We start from the raw sequence: 17,495 nt of genomic DNA, 5'->3' as shown, positions 1-17,495 counted from the left end.
TTAATCATTTAATCAGTTCTGATATCCGTTTAAGCCCTTTTTGAAGCTCTTCTAATGATGCGTGGGAATATGACAAACGAAGATGTAGCTGGTTATTTTTATCATAGACACTACCCGGATTTAGTAAAATCCCTTCCTGAAGGGCTGCTTCAAATAATTTTCGAGTAGAAATACCAGTTTGTAATTGAAGCCATATATAAAATCCCCCACATGGTATATTCCATGAGGCAATATCAGAAAAATATGTATTTAAAATCTGAATTGTAAAGTCCCTTCTATATTTTAGCTCTGATCTTACTTGATCTACATAATCATCATACCATCCACTTTTTATCCACCTATTCACAACAAATTGCGATATCGAACTTGAACCGTAATCTGTTTGCATTTTTATATCGGCAAGGCGATCAATAACAGGTTCCGGTCCAACAATCCAGCCAATCCGTAAACCCGGACTTAGTGACTTGGAAACACTGCCAATATATAGGACATTCCCTTGCTTATCAATTGCTTTTATTGGCTTTGACGGCGGGTTATCAAATATCAAATGGTTGATTGATTTTGCTAATCACTTTGCTTCTAAATTCATGATCATTTTTTAATTTATCAATAAATCCGTTTGGCACTTTAACTTCTACATCTTGTTCTGCCGTATGAACATAAAAATGGAACGTATATTTTGGAAATAAATGTCCGTCTTCAACAACCCTTTCGAACATTTCATTTATTGCCATTTCTTCTTGTTTGTTGCTCGGCTTATAATTATGTTGAAAATCAAAATACCTATAATTCAATTTTTCTTCTGTTATCTCGTCAATTAGCAACTCTGCCTCCATTCCATAATTAACCATAAGTTTCATTTTTAAGATTGGAGGTTCAATTTTAGTATCTATTTCTGATGTTTTAGAGTTAGCGGAGCCACCTCGTACTTCAACAAATTTACCATCAACAAATTGATAAACCTTCGTAACGGTTCCCTTATTTTCCAATATATCCATTGTTTCTATATCGTGTTCAAAACGACTCTCCCATGTATATAGCAGTTGATTTTCTGGATTGTACTGGTAGTTGCCTATTCTTAAATTATAAAGGCCTAAATTGGCATCCCTTTCTTTTTGTACGCCTGTCCATGCAATTTTCAATTTTCTATCTTCTAAATAGGCGATATGCTCATAATAAATATCCAGTCCCGTACCACCAGTTCGCTCAATTAAAGCGAAAAACTTTTTACCATCTAAATTTATAGAAGGAGGGAGATTTACTTTTTCAATTTTTTGTGGTTTTTCCGCTATTAATTTATATTTACCGTCCGCTTTATCAAATATAAAAAATTGGCCTAAGTGGACCCCACCATCTATAGTTGCAATTATTTCTAAGTCATCATCCTCATCTAAATTCACTACTTCAAAAGACAATCCATCGAAATAATAGGAAGAATCTTCTTCGGCTCCTTGTTCCATAATCCAGCTCTTAACCAATTCAATATTCACTTCATTTCCATCAACAATCAAACGGATATTGTCAGATGCATATACATAAATAGGTGCCGATGTGAATATAATTGGCAACATAAAACCAAGGATCAATATTATTAATTTCCTTTTCAACATCACATATTTCCCCTTTTCTTATATTGTTCAATCCACTAATTCAATGATCCGGCTCTTTAGTGAAGAGCGTTTCAAATTAATTCTACCATAAAAAACTCTTACATTTACCGAACTATTCTGAACCCTTTATAAAAGAAAAGAAACATCCCTTACGAAAGGAATGCTCCAGCTTGGTGAAGTATTTTAATATGGAAGTGCAATGAAATTCCCAATGAACATTTTGCAAATATACCTCACCTTAAATATTCATTTTCTTTACTGAAGTATTCTATCCTTTAGGAAATAGCGACTAAACTCCTTTTGCAATCGCATTCGTAAGTAATTTGACTTAATCATTGCTGGTCTTATTATTTGAAATAAGGGATATGAATGCAACAATAATAAACGATATTGCTAATGTATAAGCAAAATTTGAAAAATCAAATAGTACATACTCTCCTACAAGAAATGCGAATATTCCCATCAACAAGTACGATATAAAACTAACAAGTTTAGTATTTTTAGATTTTATAAAATGTTTAGGTATCTCAACTAAAGCAATAACCCCAAAAAGGATTAGCAAGTTTATCAAAACTATCCCCAAAATTCCAACCCCTTAACAACGTCTAAGTGTAATTTCCCCGAAACCCACACTACATTTGGTTTATTATCCTGCCACTTCAGCTTAATATTCTGCCTATTAAGTTTTCTTTTCGATGCGCTTGGCAATCCCCAAATTTAACCAAAAGGGAAAGAGAGCATATACGATAGGCTTGCCATACATCCATGGAAAAGGCTTTATTTGAATTTATGTTCTCAACAGGTTGGCGAATTGAAGAAATTGTCTCATTAGAAATGAACAGTTCTAGTTGATCTGATCGTTCTCCTATTGTAAGGGGCGAAGGAGATAAAGAACGTGAAGTTTATTTTGTTGGTAAATTATGTTTCCAACTATTCAAGAAAAATGCGTCTTCACTTATTGATACGGATAGGTCAGGCTTTGAAGTTATCGTCACCTTTTCCCCGCTCACACCGTACGTGCGACTTTCACCGCATGCGGCGTTCCAACTAATCCAATTCATTCAATTCTATGTATTGTAGTGAAGCACTTTTCTAATCTATGATTAAGTCATTTCTGCATAGTTTTATTTCACAAAAAACACCCCTCTACTTTTTTACCAAAAGAAATCCAATGCCCTTCTTTAAGTAACCTGCCACTCTATAAAGAAGATGTTGCCACCGCAATCTTCGTTTGGTTATAAAATGACCCTTTATTCAAAATAGAAATAGCAATCTTGAACTCTTGCCCTAGTTAGCGAAGAAGACGGAATAAATTATAAATCCTAATACTATTACTAGAATAAGTATGGCAGTACCTTTCCATCCTAAACTACCTACCAAATCGACAAGATTTCCATTTTGAGCTCTGTTTAAAGAATCGTTTAGTTTGCCGGTTGGATTATTTCTAATTTCTTGTTGCCTTAATCTTTCCCTTTTTTGCTCTAGAGTTTCTTTGTCTCTCATCAAATCCCCCTCAATTTTAGCCATTTTTCCAATTGTTTTAATTGTTCACCCATACACTCATTCTCGCCATTTTCTTGACATCTTCAATTGTAGTAATTTTATTGATTATTGTACGATCAAAATGAAGATACTCTATTTTTTGTTCTGTTGTTCGGTAATAATGAAAAGAAACTTCAATATTGGCCTCCGCTTTTTTTATTTCGGAAAGAATGGCTAGCATTCTTGCAAACTCTGAATCGTTGCCAACTACACTACCCCTCGTGCTTATGGCAATACTAGTCAGCACATCAACGTCCCTATAACTTGGGATTTCTGGCCCTTTCACAAGTTCGTTTCCAAACCCCATAGCCGTTGAAGCATTGTACATCGTATGATCCGGATATATTTTATTTACTATTTCTTCAAAATCATCATAAACTTGCTTCTCCCATACAGCTTCAGGATAGTAATCAATATATTCGTAATCACCGTAGCCTTCCCAAGCTGTAAATTGTAGATCGGCTTCTTTAACCGGTGTAGCCTTAATTCCATATTTACCGTCCTTAAAATTATATAAGCGGTCTTTAATTAAAAAAGGCTGATCATAACGTTCGTCTAGATATGCTTGTATTTCCTTACCAACCGTATACTTCTTCCAAGGGAACCCACTAAAACTGACATAAATGAATAGGGCGACGCTTAATAGGACCACACTACACATGATAAGTAACTTTCTGAAATACAGTTTCATGAACAATACCTCATTTCGGACTATTAAATTAATTCCAATTCTTATTTTACATTATTTAGTAAAAAAGGCTTTGATATTTACTAAATTTTTTCTTCTTCGCGTTTTGAATCCTTTAGTAAAATAAAGACTGTTTCGAAAGACTATTCACTTAAAACAAAGCATCAACTTGAATTCTCTAGATAAATCTAATAGCAGGAGGGGATGGCGTGCCAATAAAAATTCTATTACTAATGACATTATTCATGCTTCAGTTTATTTCTGTGACGAATGCAGAAGTGCCATTGAAGGCTACGTTTGTTCGTGACCACCAGTTATGGATGAAAGAGGGAGATCAAGTAATTCAGCTTACCAAAGATAAATATGTGTATTCACCCCAGTGGTCTTATAGTGTTAGTGGCTTTGAATGGGATCTAAATGGAAAAAGGACGGTTTTTTGTTGAAAATAAGATCACAAAAATTGCTGATATTGATGTATCCGCCAAGCAGGTAGAATATACACCAAAAGGTTATGTAGACCTAGATTTGGAATGGCTGTCACCTTCCGAAGTGATCGTCGCACGGTCACAGGAAAACAAAGCGTGGGAAGAGGGACCAGTTCCCAAAATGTTCATCTCTCTATATCAGATAGATTTAAGCTCAGGAAATCAGGAGCAAATTACATTTCCAAGAGAAAATGAGTTAGATGATGATCCTCAAGTTGTAGGATCTTCTCTAATATGGGTACGTAGGCAAGAAGAAACAAGCAAATATCTGGATAAAAGATGTTGATTTTTCACCGGTATTATTTAAAAAATAAACGCCAGAGCATTGTAAACTCTAGCGTCTATCGATCCAACTATCCCAAGTTATCAGTTAAACTCCATCTTCCAGCTAAAATATTCATTATCAGGATTTTTCACATAACGAAGATTGGCGTCAAACTTATTGCCATTCTTACTTGTTAATCCTTTTACCTGTGCAACACCATTTTTCAGGAGAGATTTTACCATCGTCTTCGTTGGCTTCTTTTTCATCGAAGCCAAAAACTTATCATTCTTCCAAATCACAAATTTACAGCCATTTTTCCAATTGCTGCAGCCAAAGCCCTTTTGGCCTTCAATTACTGCATGACCGCATAACGGGCATTTACCTAAAACTTCTACTGATTTTTTCGCTGTCTCCACTTCATGGATCGTCACTTCTTGGTCCGCCTTTATTTTCAACACAGAATCTACCGTAAAATTAAAGATTACCTTTAGAAAATCATCTTTCCGATATTTTCGTTTTTCAATATCTGCCAGCGTTTTTTCTATACGGCCAGTGAATTCAAGATCAAAAAGATCTTTAATCGGAAACGTTTCTACTAATTTTTCACCAAGCTCTGTGCAGAGCAGGTTTTTATTTTGAGTTGTAATATATCCTACATCCTTCAGTTTTTTTATTGTTTCAGCTCTTGTAGCTGGAGTTCCAATACTGAAGCCACTCAAAATCGAAACAAGCATTTCCTCATTGTCTTCTTCTTTAAAGTTCTTCCCGCATGTTTCCATGACACGGAGTAGTGTTTTTTCAGTATGGTGTTTGGGAGGTTTCGTTACGTGAGAAGTCAATTCATGCTTTTCGATTGCAACCATTTCATTCATTTCTACAAACGGTAAAATTGTATCTTTCGATTCTATTTTTTCAACTTTTTTCCAGCCTTCTATGAGCTGCACCTTTCCTTGCGAATGAAAAAAACCTGGAACACCATCAACACCCGTTGTAATTTTCGTTTCCTCATATTCAGCAATCGGCATAAATTGGGCAATAAATCGATTTTTAATCGCTGAATAAACAATTTCTTCATCACTTGTTAGTGACTTTGGTTTTAAATAGGTTGGAATAATCGCACTATGGCTTTCAACCTTTGAGTTATCAAATACCCGCTTTAGTTTTGAAAAATTAATTTCATTTGCGAACGGATGGCCTTGTTTTAAACCTTCCAAAACCTTGGCAGCCCTACCCACTAAACTTTCCTCTAACACAACGCTTGCTGTACGTGGATATGTAATGAATTTTTTCTCATACAAGCTTTGTGCAACTTTTAATACCTTATCTGACGTCCAACCTTTGTATTTGCTTGTAATCGTTCCTTGGAGATTCGAAAGATTAAAAAGGTAAGGGGGATATTCTTTTTTATGCTCCACTTGTTTATCGAGAACTTGACCCTTTTTCCCTGCTAAAGCCTGCTGAATCTTCTCTAGGTGAGTAGGATCTTTAAATTTTTCTTCCTTATCCTCTTGATAAACAGCATCATAACTTTCGTTGTTAGAGGTTTGAAAAGTAGCATTCAATTTGTAGTAATTTTCCGGCTTGAAATTTTTGATTTCCTGATCACGGTCATAAATGATCTTTAGGGTTGGTAAAAGCACTCTTCCTATGTTTAGAGCTTGTCCTTTGCCTTTTTGATATTTTAACGTGGCAACTGATGTTAGATTGATGCCGATAACCCAGTCAGACCATTGTCTACTAATACCAGCATCTTGAAGCGGTCTTAACTCTTCATTAGATTTAAGTGAATCCAGACCTTTCAGCACTTCATCCGGTGTCCATTCGTTAAGAAGGAGCCTAAATACCGGCTTATTTACCTTCAAATTATAAATAATTGTATCTCCGATAATTTGCCCTTCACGATCATAGTCGCAAGCGGAAATAATCGTGTCGACATCGGGTCGTTTCATTAAGCGATAGATTGTTTTTAACTGCTTTTCAGCACCGGCATCCTTAAAGTCACGGTTCTTTGGGCTGGATTTTACTTTGTAGCGGAACGAATCCGGGATAAAAGGAAATTTCTCCATTTTCCAGCTTTTCATTGAAGGCTCATAATCCTTCGCATCATAGAGCTGTAAAAGATGCCCAAATGCCCATGTTATACAATAGCCATTACCCTCATAATATCCATCTTGTTTTCCTTTTATTTTTAGTGCATCAGCAATATTTTTAGCAACCGATGGCTTTTCAGTTAAAATGACGGCAACCATTCATTAGCCAACTCCTTATTTACCTGACTCGAATTAAATTATAGCATAATTAATATTCTCTAATTGACTTTAAAGTGAGTTTTTTTCAATATAGACAAAACACACAATCACAACTATTGCATATATAGTACATTATTGAATCATGTTGGAGGAGATAAAGTTGCTTATACATGTTGTAAGAAGCGGAGATACGCTTTGGCAAATTGCTAGTCGTTACAACGTGAATATAAATTCAATTGTAGAAATCAACGGACTGCAATTTCCAAATCAACTTGTGATCGGCCAATCCTTGATTATTCCCGTATCCGGCACAACTCATGTAATTAAATCGGGAGAAACATTATGGTCCATTGCACAGAAATACGGTGTCACAACAAATTCAATTATTCAAGCTAACCAACTTACGAATCCTAATCTTTTATATCCCGGGACCAAATTGATCATCCCACCACTTACCTATGTTGTTCAATCAGGTGATACACTATCAATCATTGCAAGACGCTTTGGCACTACTGTTCAAGCGATTGTCCGCGAAAATCATATTCAAGACCCGAATTTAATTCATGTTGGTACCCATTTAATCATTCCTAGACCAAAACCAACAATCGAGGTTAATGCTTATACGTACCAAGGAAGTGAACAGGCTGCCGCGAATTCGATTAATGAAGTTGGCCGTCATCTAACCTATCTAAGTCCATTTGCTTATATGATTAAAGAAGACGGAACGTTAGAGCCCTTCCCAGACCGGTTAGCCATTTCTGCCGCTTATGCAAATAATGTCGTTCCAATGATGTCGATTACGAACTTCACGTCGACTTCACTTGGTTCCAATTTAGCAAATAAGATTTTAGCGAGCCAGGAATTAAGTGAAAAGGTCCTAACAAATGCCATTAAAGTTATGGATGAAAAAGGATATCGCGGTTTAAATGTCGATTTCGAAAATGTTTTACCAGAGGATCGAGAAAATTACAATCGTTTTATGCAGATGGCAGTCGATCGCCTACATCCGAAGGGCTATTTTGTCTCCAGTGCACTTGCACCAAAAACGAGTGCTGCTCAATCAGGGCTGCTTTACACAGCACATGATTATGCTGCCCATGGACGAATCGCTGATTTTGTCGTTTTAATGACCTATGAATGGGGTTACCGACTTGGCCCGCCACAAGCAATTTCACCAATTAACCAAATGAGGCGCGTCATCCAATATGCCGCAAGCGTGATGCCTCCGGAAAAAATTTTCTTAGGATTCCAAATCTATGCCCGCGATTGGGTGCTGCCACATGTGAAAGGTCAATCCGCTAGAACCTTCGGTGTCCAAGAAGCGGTAAGGCTAGCCGTAACACACAATGCCACGATCCATTACGATGAAGCGACACAATCCCCACATTTCCGATATGTAGATAATGAAGGTAAAGAGCATGAAGTTTGGTTTGAAGATGCACGCAGCGCCCAAGCAAAATTTGATTTAGTCAAGGAATTTAATCTACGCGGTGTTAGTTACTGGGCATTAGGCTACGCCTACCCACAAAATTGGGCATTATTAGAGGATAACTTTAATGTAAAAAAATTAATATGAAATCATTTGAAAGAGGCTACTCCGTTTGTTAGAGGTAGCCCCTTTCTTAGTTCAGGAAATTTCATTAACGACTGTATTTCCCACGCTCTTGTAAAAATTGATAAAACACTTGCGCACCGGCACCACGTGTCACTTTTTGAGCCGGTTCAAAATTATTATTTTTTGCCGGCATGATGCCCAAATGATGAACAATGGCAGCATGGCCTTTATTATTAATTTTATTTGCATCAGTAAAGGTAATATTAAATAAGTTTGGAACTTCTGCCAGCTTTTCTAATCTCATTGATTTTACAATCATTTCAGCTAATTCTTCACGAGTGACCGTTTCATTTGGTTTGAACTCACCTTTTGACTTATCTAGTAAGCCCTGCTGAACTGCTGATTCAACATAAGCAAAATAAGGTGAATTGCTTTGCACATCAGCAAATGTGGCTGGTCTGTCCCCGCTCATATAGTTCATTTTATAATAATATGGGTCTGGATTTGTTACAAGCATCATCATTTTAACCATTTCGCCTCTAGTTATCTCTTCATTTGGTTTAACGAGGCCGGCATCGTCAACATCAATCGCATAGTAGTCAATTAATAGTTGTAGTGCTTTTTCATTTGGATGTCCTTTAATATCTTTCACGTCAACTTTTCCGCGAATTGGTTCACCGGTCTCCATTGAGACCCACTTTCCTTTTACAGCATCAAGGTAAATAGCTTGATCCTGCGGTTTCATTGCTAAATGATATACCACTTTTACTTCCGGGGCCTTGTAAATTGGTCTTGATGTTGAATAATCTACATTTTCAATATACAAATATTTCGGAACAATCGTGAAGTTGTCAAAATATACTTCTTTCGCTTTTTCAGCTGAAACTACATTTTTTGTATCCGGGAACTTTGCCTGTGGATCCCAGCTTTGATAATATTGGAAGACTTCGCCAGTTTCCGTTGAGATGGTCACACTCATAAACTGATCCTCGACAATAATACCGTCAACAAGACGATGGAAAGTAAAGTAAAACTCTTTCATTTTCTCAGGATTTTCAGGCTTAGGATTACGAATCGGGTCGAATGTTACCGCATGAAGCTCTGTTGGTGCAAATGTTTTTAGTGTTTCCTTAGCTTTTTCGAGAGCTTGTTCATAATTCACAACCTGCTTGACTGTTTGGTCTTCACTTAATGGCTGATATCTGCTTGGATCTTCTTTATAGTAATTGGTAATTTGACCCGTTTTACCATTAACGGATACATTAATCCAAGTTTGCCCAGTCCTCCAATTCAAATTCCAAACCGGATATTTTTGATATTGATCAACATCATTAAAGTAAATATTCTCCAAGGTTGCATCAGCAGGAATGTTAAATTGTTCTTTCGCTATATCAATTGCCTGTTCCTGTGTTAAATCTTTATTTGCTGGTGCAGTCTGTGTTGGTTTATTAGGTGACAGTGGTTCAAGTTTTGCAGCATAATCCTTCATTTCGATTGGCTTCCCACTATAATCGAGCCATTTTCCCGTTTTTGCATCAATATATGGATAATTAAAGCGGTTATCATAGGCCAATTTAACTGTACCTTGATTGTCAGTACGAACTTGATAGTTATAGATAGTTTGATATTTTAATTGAATCTCCATGCTGTCCTTCATTTTTTTCTCAGCGTCTGCTTGAGACATCATGCCTGAAGTTGGCGGAATTTTAACATCGTCATTCCAACGATAATCGTAGCCAACTACCTCTCCATTTCCATCAACAACGACTGAAATATACTGATCCTGGAATGAAATATTATTTTCCACACGCATAAATGAGTAGTAATAGTTTGCATTTCCATGTAAAGGTGGTTTTTGATTAGATAGATTAGTAGTATCTAATTCTACAACATTAGCTTTTTGTGGGGCTTTATCTTGCAAAAATTGCTCGGCAATCTTCTTTGCACTTTCCCAATTGTATTTTGGAGGATAGGATGGCTGTTGATTGTATGTATCCTCCCAGCGGTTCATTGAAATTACCGTACCATTTTCAGCATCCACCGTTACACCGATATTTCCATAACCATTCTCAGTTTGCCGATTCCAATTTATATTCCAGATTGTACGATTCCCTGGATACCAATTGCTTTGATAACTTACTGATTGTTGTGTATAATCCTTCGGTACTGTCGTAAAGTTTTTTGCAATTTCAATTGCCTGTTCTTTAGAAATTTTTGCTGAAACCGTTTGATCCTGTGCAGCCATTGTTTTAACAGCAGCTGATGATACAACTTCGGGATTTTGTTTCATTACGGCTGATTCCGCGCTCGCAAATGGGACTGCAGCAATTTGCGGTAAAACTAACAAACAGCTAAATATAATAGCTTTCTTCTTCATACCCAATGCCCTCCTTAGACAAGTTTTTTTCTTCATACTATTTAGACGTATTCATTTGGATAAAGTTTCATTCGAAAGAAAATAATTCAAAAAAATTTTTTACCAAAAAATTTTTCTAATATTTTTTTATTGTCTTGTTTTCTTCATGGGTAAATGCTATATTAGTACTAATCAACTTACATAAAGTGTAGTTGATATATATTTTCGAGCACTTTCGTGCAGGATTTTTTAGGAGGATTAAATATGCAAAACGGTAAAGTAAAATGGTTTAACGCAGAAAAAGGATTTGGATTCATCGAAGTAGAAGGTGGAGACGATGTATTCGTACACTTCTCAGCAATCCAATCTGAAGGTTTCAAAACTTTAGAAGAAGGTCAAGAAGTAACTTTCGAAATCGTTGAAGGTGCTCGTGGTCCTCAAGCAGCTAACGTAAACAAAGCTTAATTTGAACCCTAACATTAATGAATAAACCTATAAATAAAAAGACTACCTTTGGGTGGTCTTTTTTTGTTTCAATAATTTATGAATGAAATTCACGTTACCTACAAACTCTATATATAGAACTTCTATGAGGAGGAATACATATGGGTGAACCTTTTAATGATCTAAAACAGGTTGAACTTTCAATCGAAGCAGCCCAAAAAATGGTCGGTTCTGCAACGATGAGTATGGAACCGGGGCAGCTTCAAGCTGCAACAGATGCCATAAATGCTGCCCGAGGTCAGTTGCAAAATGCTCTTAATAACGCAACTGGAGTTGATAATGAATTTTTAAACGAACAAGAGTCGCTCTTGCAAGATTGTGAAGAGCAATTAAAAGAAGCAAAACGTTAAAATTTATTTTAGTTTTATCGAAAAAGCTGATTAGAACCTAGATGGTTAAACTAATCAGCTTTTTCTTTTCATTCCTTTAGTTCAAGAAAGCTCTCTACCATATTTTTGAAGCTCGATCCCTACCGTACAGTTTTTAATACAAAAGCTTTGCGCATACTTTTTTCCATATTCCTTTCGGTGATGATGGATCAAAAAACATCCGTTGCAATATGTATCTAAAAGAGAGCCAACTTTTTCAATAACCTGCTTTCTATCCACCTAATCACCCCTATTTATTACCCATTTTGCAGTTCTATACGGCTGTCAATATCAATTCCATTTAATGCTTGTAACGCTAGTTGATCACATTCTTTATTTAATTTCCTTGAAATCGGCTCATAAATTGGTTTGATTCCAAGCTTTTTCATTTTATCCTCAATTCGGTCAATCCAGCGGATGAATTCATCTTCATACACCGGCCAATCTCCACTTAATTGATTTAAAACAACCTGTGAATCCCCTTTAAACGTCACTTCAATATGGTGAACACCTAAATTCTCCAACTCCTGCAATAATAGCCAAAACGCTGCATACTCCGCCTCATTATTAGACTCCAGCTCATCAAATGAACTGTTTTTCCGTACCCGATATTGTTTATTATTTTGCGTAAAATATATAGAAACTCCTAGGCCGGCTTTTCTAGTATCTATATCATATCCCCCATCAAAAAAGGCTACAATATCATGTGGCTCCGTCTCAATTCCTTTTACGTACTGCTGTAATTCTTTTTTCGACCATGATTGATCTGATGTATCATAAAATACTATATCTTTTACCCTGCTGGTCTTTTCAAAATCTTCGACAAGAAAAAGCGCTTCATTCGCCGGTAAAAAATCCGAAGTAAGTTCAATCTGTCTCCCCTTTGGATGCTTATATGTCCAATGAATTGATACTTTCACATCTTAATCCCCTTTCGACAGTTTAGGCTTATTTTATCATATTCGCTTCCATTTCAAACGTATCATATTTTGTTAACTAATTTTTGAAAATTATGATAGAATAACAGTTATTGATTTTAAATAAGTAAGGAGACTCATCCAATGAAAAGACAACAAGTAATCGCTGATGTTAGTTTATTATTGGTTACTTTTATTTGGGGTTCAACGTTTGTACTCGTTCAGAATGCCGTTGCCCTTCTTGAACCATTTACATTTAATGGCGTCCGCTTTGGCCTTGCAGGTTTATTTCTAATTGCCTGGCTTTTTGTTTTTAAGCGAAATATATTATCAATGATGAACAAAAAGCTTTTATTATCCGGTGTAATTATGGGGACATGGCTATTTACTGCATACGCTTTACAAACATTTGGACTTTTACATACAACTTCCTCTAAAGCGGGCTTTATAACCGGATTAAGTGTAGTATTAGTTCCTTTATTTGGGTTTTTATTTTTAAAGGAAACACCAAAACGATTTGCTGTCTTCGGTGTTGGAGTAGCCACGATTGGTTTATATTTATTAACATTAGGAGACAGTTTAGCACTTAATTTTGGAGATATATTAGTGTTTTTTTGTGCGATTTCTTTTGCGGCTCACATTGTAGTAACCGGAAAATATACACCATTGTATTCCACTCTATTGTTGACCATCGTCCAGATTTTTACAGTATCAGTGCTTAGCAGTATTTCCGCTGTACTTTTTGAGGATTGGCAGCGAGTGTTTGATTCAGAGGTTATGGGAAATGCTAATGTTTTTCTCGCGCTTATTATATGCTCTATTTTTGCTACAGCCTTAGCTTTTTTAGCGCAAACAAACTTTCAAAAGTTTACGACACCAACTCGTGTTGCCCTGATTTTTGCAATGGAGCCCGTGTTTGCAGCTATTACAGGCTTTTTTTGGGCAAATGAACGACTTGGAAGTAAAGCCTTACTTGGCTGTTTGTTGATCTTTATTGGTATGATTTTAGCAGAACTCCCGCAAAAGGTTTTTGATGGGTTAGTGAAGAATAAGCGGAGTTATGAGGCAAAATAAATGCTTATTATGTGGGATCCTTTTGTTATCCACCATCAAACTGGGGTATCCTCCCTTTTGATGGTGGTTTGTTTTATCCTCACCAAATTGCGCTCTGTTTACTTTTGATGGTAAATAATCTGGATTTATCCTCACCAAATTCCACTCTACTCACTTTTGGTAGTAGATAACCTGCTTTTATCCTCACCAAATTCCACTCTACTTACCTTTGGAAGTAGATAACCTGCTTTTATCCTCACCAAATTCCACTCTACTTACCTTTGGTAGTAGATAACCTGCTTTTATCCTCACCAAACTTCACTTTACCTCCTTTTGGTGGCAGATAACTTTTCTGCACTTCCTCCGCATCTTTCAATTCACACAACTATGACAATTATCACATACAACTCCTGTCAGTTTATTTAAAATTGTTAAAAAACAGACATAATTATAAGGGAGCTGTATGGCAAATGTATTTTACAAAGCAGGGATTTACTGGAGCAAGCCTTCTCCTTAAATCTATTGCACAACAAGGCGGACACAAACTCTTTGGATGTCATGGGGAGGTTCTATTACCCGTTTTTGATAAGCTAGACGAAAATAAAGATATTTCATTTTTTCTAATGAAGCATGAGCAAGCTGCCGTTCATGCAGCAGATGGATATGGGAGAGCATGTGGAAAAGCTGGCTTTGCTTTAATTGGAGCAGGTCCCGGAGTGACAAATGCGGTTACCGGTATTGCAACAGCCTTCAGTGATTCAGTTCCAATGGTAGTTATCGTTTGTCAAATTGAATCTGAGAAAATTGGCAAAGACTCTTTCCAAGAAGTTGATGTGAGTGGATTAACGATTCCGATAACAAAACATTATATTAGAGTCGGGAATTTAGAAAAATTACCTGGAGCAATTGAAAAGGCTAAAGTTATCTCCGAAGGTGGTAGACCAGGTCCCGTTGTTATTGAAGTTCCAGCTAACTTGTTAATGGCAGGCACTGAAAATATTTCCTATGACTTAACCCCAACCGTTGTTGAACAGAAAAAAACAGAAAAAGCAGTAAGCAAAAATGCTATTAAGTATGTTTTACAAGCACTTTCTGAGTCAAAAAAACCTGTCATTTTAGTTGGTGGTGGAGTTGTTATTTCTGATGCTTCCGCCCTCCTAACGGAATTTGTTGAAAAAACAAAAATTCCTGTTGTTAGTACTTTAATGGGTATTGGCTCATTTGATAGCAAGCATAGTCTTCATTTAGGAATGTTAGGTATGCATGGTACATTTGCCTCCAATAAGGCCGTTCACAACTGCGATTTATTACTTTGCCTTGGTGTTCGTTTTAGTGATCGTGTTACCGGAAAGATGAGCCATTTCTCTCCGAAATCACTTAAAATCCAAGTTGACGTAGATCCATCAGAAATAAATAAAATTGTACCAATTGATATACCAGTTGTTGCAGATATTAATGCCTTTTTATCAGAATTAAACCAACTAATAAATGAAAAAGAAATTACTGAAAACTGTGCTGAATGGGTTGCAGAAGTTACTAATTTCAAAAGAACGGTGCCTCGTTTTGATAAAGTAAACAGCGTCCTTAAACCACAAGAGGTACTGCAGCTTGTTGACCAATACTCAGATGTTGATAGCATTGTTGTTACAGATGTTGGTCAGCATCAAATATTTACGGCTCACAATTATAAATTTACAAAGCCACGTACGTTCTTATCCTCAGGTGGTTTGGGAACAATGGGATACGGCTTCCCGGCAGCGATTGGTGCTGCTGTTGCAAATAGTGCCCATCCAATCATTTGTGTTACTGGAGATGGGAGCTTCCAAATGAATTTACAGGAATTAAGTACGGCTGCTTTTTATAAACTGCCAATTAAAATAATTGTCCTAAATAACGGCTATTTAGGAATGGTTCGTCAATGGCAGGAATTATTTTATGACCGCCGATATTCTTCAGTAAAAATATCATCACCCGATTTCGCAAAACTTGCAGAAGCCTATGGTGTTCCTGGATTTAAAGCGAAAAATGCGGAAGAAGCACAGGGTATCATTAAAAAAGCATTTAAACATGAAGGCCCTACACTACTTGAGTTTGATATTGTTGAAGAAGAAAATGTTTATCCAATGGTACCGCCTGGAGCCGGAAATGATGAGGTAATTTTATCAAGATAAGTGTTAAAAACCCCTCGAAAACTTTTCAAGGGGTTTATTTCTTATAAAATATTTCGTTCTTTTATCAATTTATAGGCGGCTTTTTTACTTTTTATATTATGTGCCTTGAACATTTCTAAAATGGCAATATAAAAACTACCATCAAATTCATACTGTGCTTTTAGTGTAATTTCAATGGCCAGATTTACTAATTTATCTGATGATGCTGTATATATTTTCCCAAATTCAATAAATCCAAGTGTATCTTCGCGAAAAGAAAAACCTTTTGTTTGCAAATGGTTTAAGTAGTCGCTTGTTGAAGCTGCTAGCATACCAACGTTCTCCTCTTTTTTAACTGATACTTCTAATAATACCGAAAATCGGACAAATCATCTATGTTTTTTGTTCATCATTTTTTTGAAATCCGATAACTAAGCGCCCCTGTTGCAACACCCAATAAGGCACCACCAAGTACTTCTTGAGGCTGATGACCTAACACCTCTTTTATCTTTTCTTCTTTTTCTTCATGGAGTTCAGCCCTCTTCTGCTGTTTTTCTAAACGGTCAAGGTCTTCATAAAGATCATTTACCCTAATCGATAACTCCCCCGTTTGCCTACGGACACCTTGGGCATCATACATGACAATTAATCCAAAAATCGTTGATAGCGCAAAGTCAATAGTTGATATACCTCGTTTTAGCGCAATGAAGGTTGCTAATGAGGAAACACCAGCTGAGTGGGAGCTTGGCATGCCTCCCGTTTCAAAAAACACACCCCAATCCCATTTCCCTGTACGCACTTTTTGGATTGGGATCTTTAAAAACTGTGCCAGCCCAATCGACAAAAGGGCAGTCGTAATCCCTCTATTCATAAATGAATCCACCTCCAATTAGACTTAAGCAATGTTTTTTAATATTATGGGTCAATTCGGGAGAAAATATTGAAGGTAAAATTCAAATATAGGAGGAAAAAGCAATGACAAAAGACGCAAACCGTGGAAAATTTGCACCATCTGTAAATAAACAAGGTCACCCAGAGGGATCTGCCACAAACCCTAAATCACAACTAGAACAAAAAGCAAAGAAAAGTAATACGAAAATTTAACCACAAAAAAACCTCGGCTAATAAGCCGAGGTTTCGTTCTTTATCATTATCCCCCACATATGCCGTGCTCAGTATGTCTAAAAAACCCGCTCTCGCAGGTGGGTGTTCGCATTAACCGTTTCATCTTCCTCATGTCGTCATGGACAAGGCTTGACGTCCTGGTCAAAATGTAGAACTCCCTTATAAATAGCATCGGTTTTAGACACAGTAGAGTCACCAACATCGTAGGTTATCTTTATTATAACGAACACTATTCCATATTGCAAATACGTTTCATTGCCAATGTATGCAGTTATTTCTTAATCTGATGGCTTTCTAACTTATCTATTTCCTGCTCTGCATAGGACGCAAATTTTGCAATTCGTGATCGTTCTTCCATCCTCTTGGCATTGTTATTTCTCATTGCATTAGGGTTTGCGTTTTTGGATCTGCCCATTGTGGATACCTCCTAAAAATTATCGGTCAAAATTAGTATTTGATTTTTACAATAATCTTAGTGGTGGGAAATCATAACAACAAGAGCCCAGTATAACTGGACTCTTTAACACATTAATATTTATTATTATTTAACAGTTACAGTTTGGTCAGCTTCGTTCCAAGCTACGTTTGCACCTAATGCTGTTGCTACAGCACGTAATGGAAGAACGGT

20 protein-coding genes and 1 other RNA gene are annotated in these 17,495 nt (G+C 36.5%); 8 read left to right on the top strand and 13 right to left on the bottom strand.

Annotation, left to right across the window (positions count from 1 at the left end):
- Positions 1-4: 4 nt before the first annotated feature.
- The 4 genes from BAZO_RS15850 to BAZO_RS15830 form a co-directional block, all read right to left on the bottom strand.
- Positions 5-547, bottom strand: a complete 543-nt coding sequence (locus BAZO_RS15850) for an aminotransferase-like domain-containing protein (RefSeq protein ID WP_003332675.1) — start codon at positions 545-547, stop codon at positions 5-7.
- Entirely contained in the window at positions 537-1,610 is a 1,074-nt protein-coding gene (locus BAZO_RS15845; protein ID WP_003332674.1) for a hypothetical protein, read from the bottom strand. The genes BAZO_RS15850 and BAZO_RS15845 overlap by 11 nt, the downstream gene beginning before the upstream one ends.
- 1,287 nt (positions 1,611-2,897) lie before the next feature.
- Entirely contained in the window at positions 2,898-3,113 is a 216-nt protein-coding gene (locus BAZO_RS15835) for a DUF6366 family protein (RefSeq protein ID WP_003332672.1), read from the bottom strand.
- 37 nt (positions 3,114-3,150) lie between these two features.
- Positions 3,151-3,843 carry a YfjL-like protein gene (locus BAZO_RS15830; RefSeq protein ID WP_003332671.1) on the bottom strand — a complete coding sequence of 231 codons (693 nt, stop codon included), beginning with the start codon at positions 3,841-3,843 and terminating at the stop codon, positions 3,151-3,153.
- Positions 3,844-4,049: 206 nt separating this feature from the next.
- Here BAZO_RS15830 and BAZO_RS22085 point away from each other — a divergent pair, with 206 nt between their 5' ends.
- Positions 4,050-4,283: a hypothetical protein gene (locus BAZO_RS22085; RefSeq protein ID WP_003332670.1), complete on the top strand. Its 234-nt coding sequence runs from the start codon at positions 4,050-4,052 to the stop codon at positions 4,281-4,283.
- Complete coding sequence (locus BAZO_RS22080) at positions 4,258-4,611, top strand: hypothetical protein (RefSeq protein WP_003332669.1); 354 nt, start codon at positions 4,258-4,260, stop codon at positions 4,609-4,611. Before BAZO_RS22085 ends, BAZO_RS22080 begins: the two co-directional genes overlap by 26 nt.
- Positions 4,612-4,691: 80 nt before the next feature.
- Here the strand turns inward: BAZO_RS22080 and BAZO_RS15815 are convergent, their stop codons facing one another.
- Entirely contained in the window at positions 4,692-6,839 is a 2,148-nt protein-coding gene (locus BAZO_RS15815; RefSeq protein ID WP_003332668.1) for a type IA DNA topoisomerase, read from the bottom strand.
- A gap of 160 nt (positions 6,840-6,999) precedes the next feature.
- Between BAZO_RS15815 and BAZO_RS15810 the strand changes: the two genes are divergently transcribed.
- The gene (locus BAZO_RS15810) at positions 7,000-8,415 is read left to right on the top strand and encodes a glycoside hydrolase family 18 protein (protein WP_003332667.1); all 1,416 of its coding nucleotides are present in this window, start codon (positions 7,000-7,002) and stop codon (positions 8,413-8,415) included.
- A 64-nt stretch (positions 8,416-8,479) separates the two neighbouring features.
- On the opposite strand, the gene BAZO_RS15805 is transcribed toward BAZO_RS15810, so the two are convergent.
- Positions 8,480-10,771 (bottom strand): YcdB/YcdC domain-containing protein, encoded by a 2,292-nt coding sequence (locus BAZO_RS15805; protein ID WP_003332665.1) that lies wholly within the window; start codon positions 10,769-10,771, stop codon positions 8,480-8,482.
- Positions 10,772-11,014: 243 nt separating this feature from the next.
- Here BAZO_RS15805 and cspD point away from each other — a divergent pair, with 243 nt between their 5' ends.
- Together cspD and BAZO_RS15795 are read left to right on the top strand one after the other, a co-directional pair.
- The gene (gene cspD / locus BAZO_RS15800) at positions 11,015-11,215 is read left to right on the top strand and encodes a cold-shock protein CspD (RefSeq protein WP_003332663.1); all 201 of its coding nucleotides are present in this window, start codon (positions 11,015-11,017) and stop codon (positions 11,213-11,215) included.
- 140 nt (positions 11,216-11,355) lie between these two features.
- Positions 11,356-11,604: a DUF2564 family protein gene (locus BAZO_RS15795; RefSeq protein ID WP_003332662.1), complete on the top strand. Its 249-nt coding sequence runs from the start codon at positions 11,356-11,358 to the stop codon at positions 11,602-11,604.
- An 81-nt stretch (positions 11,605-11,685) separates the two neighbouring features.
- On the opposite strand, the gene BAZO_RS21895 is transcribed toward BAZO_RS15795, so the two are convergent.
- Both BAZO_RS21895 and BAZO_RS15790 read right to left on the bottom strand, forming a co-directional pair.
- Positions 11,686-11,862, bottom strand: coding sequence for a zinc-finger domain-containing protein (locus BAZO_RS21895; RefSeq protein WP_003332661.1), 177 nt, complete (start codon positions 11,860-11,862; stop codon positions 11,686-11,688).
- A 17-nt stretch (positions 11,863-11,879) separates the two neighbouring features.
- Positions 11,880-12,542, bottom strand: a complete 663-nt coding sequence (locus tag BAZO_RS15790) for a ribonuclease H family protein (RefSeq protein ID WP_003332660.1) — start codon at positions 12,540-12,542, stop codon at positions 11,880-11,882.
- A 141-nt stretch (positions 12,543-12,683) separates the two neighbouring features.
- Here BAZO_RS15790 and BAZO_RS15785 point away from each other — a divergent pair, with 141 nt between their 5' ends.
- Together BAZO_RS15785 and ilvB are read left to right on the top strand one after the other, a co-directional pair.
- Positions 12,684-13,613 carry a DMT family transporter gene (locus BAZO_RS15785; RefSeq protein ID WP_003332659.1) on the top strand — a complete coding sequence of 310 codons (930 nt, stop codon included), beginning with the start codon at positions 12,684-12,686 and terminating at the stop codon, positions 13,611-13,613.
- 449 nt (positions 13,614-14,062) lie between these two features.
- Positions 14,063-15,763, top strand: a complete 1,701-nt coding sequence (gene ilvB / locus BAZO_RS15780; protein WP_003332658.1) for a biosynthetic-type acetolactate synthase large subunit — start codon at positions 14,063-14,065, stop codon at positions 15,761-15,763.
- 41 nt (positions 15,764-15,804) lie between these two features.
- On the opposite strand, the gene BAZO_RS15775 is transcribed toward ilvB, so the two are convergent.
- Together BAZO_RS15775 and BAZO_RS15770 are read right to left on the bottom strand one after the other, a co-directional pair.
- A complete protein-coding gene (locus BAZO_RS15775) occupies positions 15,805-16,074 on the bottom strand; it encodes a DUF6123 family protein (RefSeq protein ID WP_003332657.1) in 270 nt (89 codons plus the stop codon).
- A 77-nt stretch (positions 16,075-16,151) separates the two neighbouring features.
- Positions 16,152-16,613, bottom strand: a complete 462-nt coding sequence (locus tag BAZO_RS15770; RefSeq protein ID WP_003332656.1) for a divergent PAP2 family protein — start codon at positions 16,611-16,613, stop codon at positions 16,152-16,154.
- Positions 16,614-16,717: 104 nt separating this feature from the next.
- Between BAZO_RS15770 and BAZO_RS15765 the strand changes: the two genes are divergently transcribed.
- The gene (locus BAZO_RS15765) at positions 16,718-16,846 is read left to right on the top strand and encodes a hypothetical protein (RefSeq protein WP_003332654.1); all 129 of its coding nucleotides are present in this window, start codon (positions 16,718-16,720) and stop codon (positions 16,844-16,846) included.
- Positions 16,847-16,892: 46 nt separating this feature from the next.
- Here the strand turns inward: BAZO_RS15765 and ssrS are convergent.
- The 3 genes from ssrS to BAZO_RS23460 all read right to left on the bottom strand — a co-directional run.
- A non-coding RNA gene (gene ssrS / locus BAZO_RS21890) (6S RNA) lies at positions 16,893-17,080 on the bottom strand.
- Between the two features lie 58 nt (positions 17,081-17,138).
- Positions 17,139-17,282 (bottom strand): hypothetical protein, encoded by a 144-nt coding sequence (locus BAZO_RS22700; protein ID WP_169315878.1) that lies wholly within the window; start codon positions 17,280-17,282, stop codon positions 17,139-17,141.
- A gap of 126 nt (positions 17,283-17,408) precedes the next feature.
- The coding region (locus BAZO_RS23460; protein ID WP_003332653.1) for a stalk domain-containing protein at positions 17,409-17,495 on the bottom strand (87 nt) is incomplete at its 5' end.

The sequence above is a fragment of the Schinkia azotoformans LMG 9581 genome (assembly GCF_000307855.1).
GTDB classification, from domain to species: Bacteria; Bacillota; Bacilli; order Bacillales; family Bacillaceae_J; genus Schinkia; species Schinkia azotoformans.
This window is presented reverse-complemented; position numbering and strand designations above follow the sequence as displayed.

Coding starts and splice junctions, on each gene's coding strand:
- BAZO_RS15785 (WP_003332659.1), top strand. CDS start 12,684: ATGAAAAGACAACAAGTAATCGCTGATGTTAGTTTATTATTGGTTACT.
- BAZO_RS22700 (WP_169315878.1), bottom strand. CDS start 17,282: ATGGGCAGATCCAAAAACGCAAACCCTAATGCAATGAGAAATAACAAT.
- BAZO_RS15805 (WP_003332665.1), bottom strand. CDS start 10,771: ATGAAGAAGAAAGCTATTATATTTAGCTGTTTGTTAGTTTTACCGCAA.
- BAZO_RS15795 (WP_003332662.1), top strand. CDS start 11,356: ATGGGTGAACCTTTTAATGATCTAAAACAGGTTGAACTTTCAATCGAA.
- cspD (WP_003332663.1), top strand. CDS start 11,015: ATGCAAAACGGTAAAGTAAAATGGTTTAACGCAGAAAAAGGATTTGGA.
- BAZO_RS15775 (WP_003332657.1), bottom strand. CDS start 16,074: ATGCTAGCAGCTTCAACAAGCGACTACTTAAACCATTTGCAAACAAAA.
- BAZO_RS15835 (WP_003332672.1), bottom strand. CDS start 3,113: ATGAGAGACAAAGAAACTCTAGAGCAAAAAAGGGAAAGATTAAGGCAA.
- BAZO_RS22080 (WP_003332669.1), top strand. CDS start 4,258: ATGGAAAAAGGACGGTTTTTTGTTGAAAATAAGATCACAAAAATTGCT.
- ilvB (WP_003332658.1), top strand. CDS start 14,063: ATGTATTTTACAAAGCAGGGATTTACTGGAGCAAGCCTTCTCCTTAAA.
- BAZO_RS15830 (WP_003332671.1), bottom strand. CDS start 3,843: ATGAAACTGTATTTCAGAAAGTTACTTATCATGTGTAGTGTGGTCCTA.
- BAZO_RS15845 (WP_003332674.1), bottom strand. CDS start 1,610: ATGTTGAAAAGGAAATTAATAATATTGATCCTTGGTTTTATGTTGCCA.
- BAZO_RS15770 (WP_003332656.1), bottom strand. CDS start 16,613: ATGAATAGAGGGATTACGACTGCCCTTTTGTCGATTGGGCTGGCACAG.
- BAZO_RS15765 (WP_003332654.1), top strand. CDS start 16,718: ATGACAAAAGACGCAAACCGTGGAAAATTTGCACCATCTGTAAATAAA.
- BAZO_RS15815 (WP_003332668.1), bottom strand. CDS start 6,839: ATGGTTGCCGTCATTTTAACTGAAAAGCCATCGGTTGCTAAAAATATT.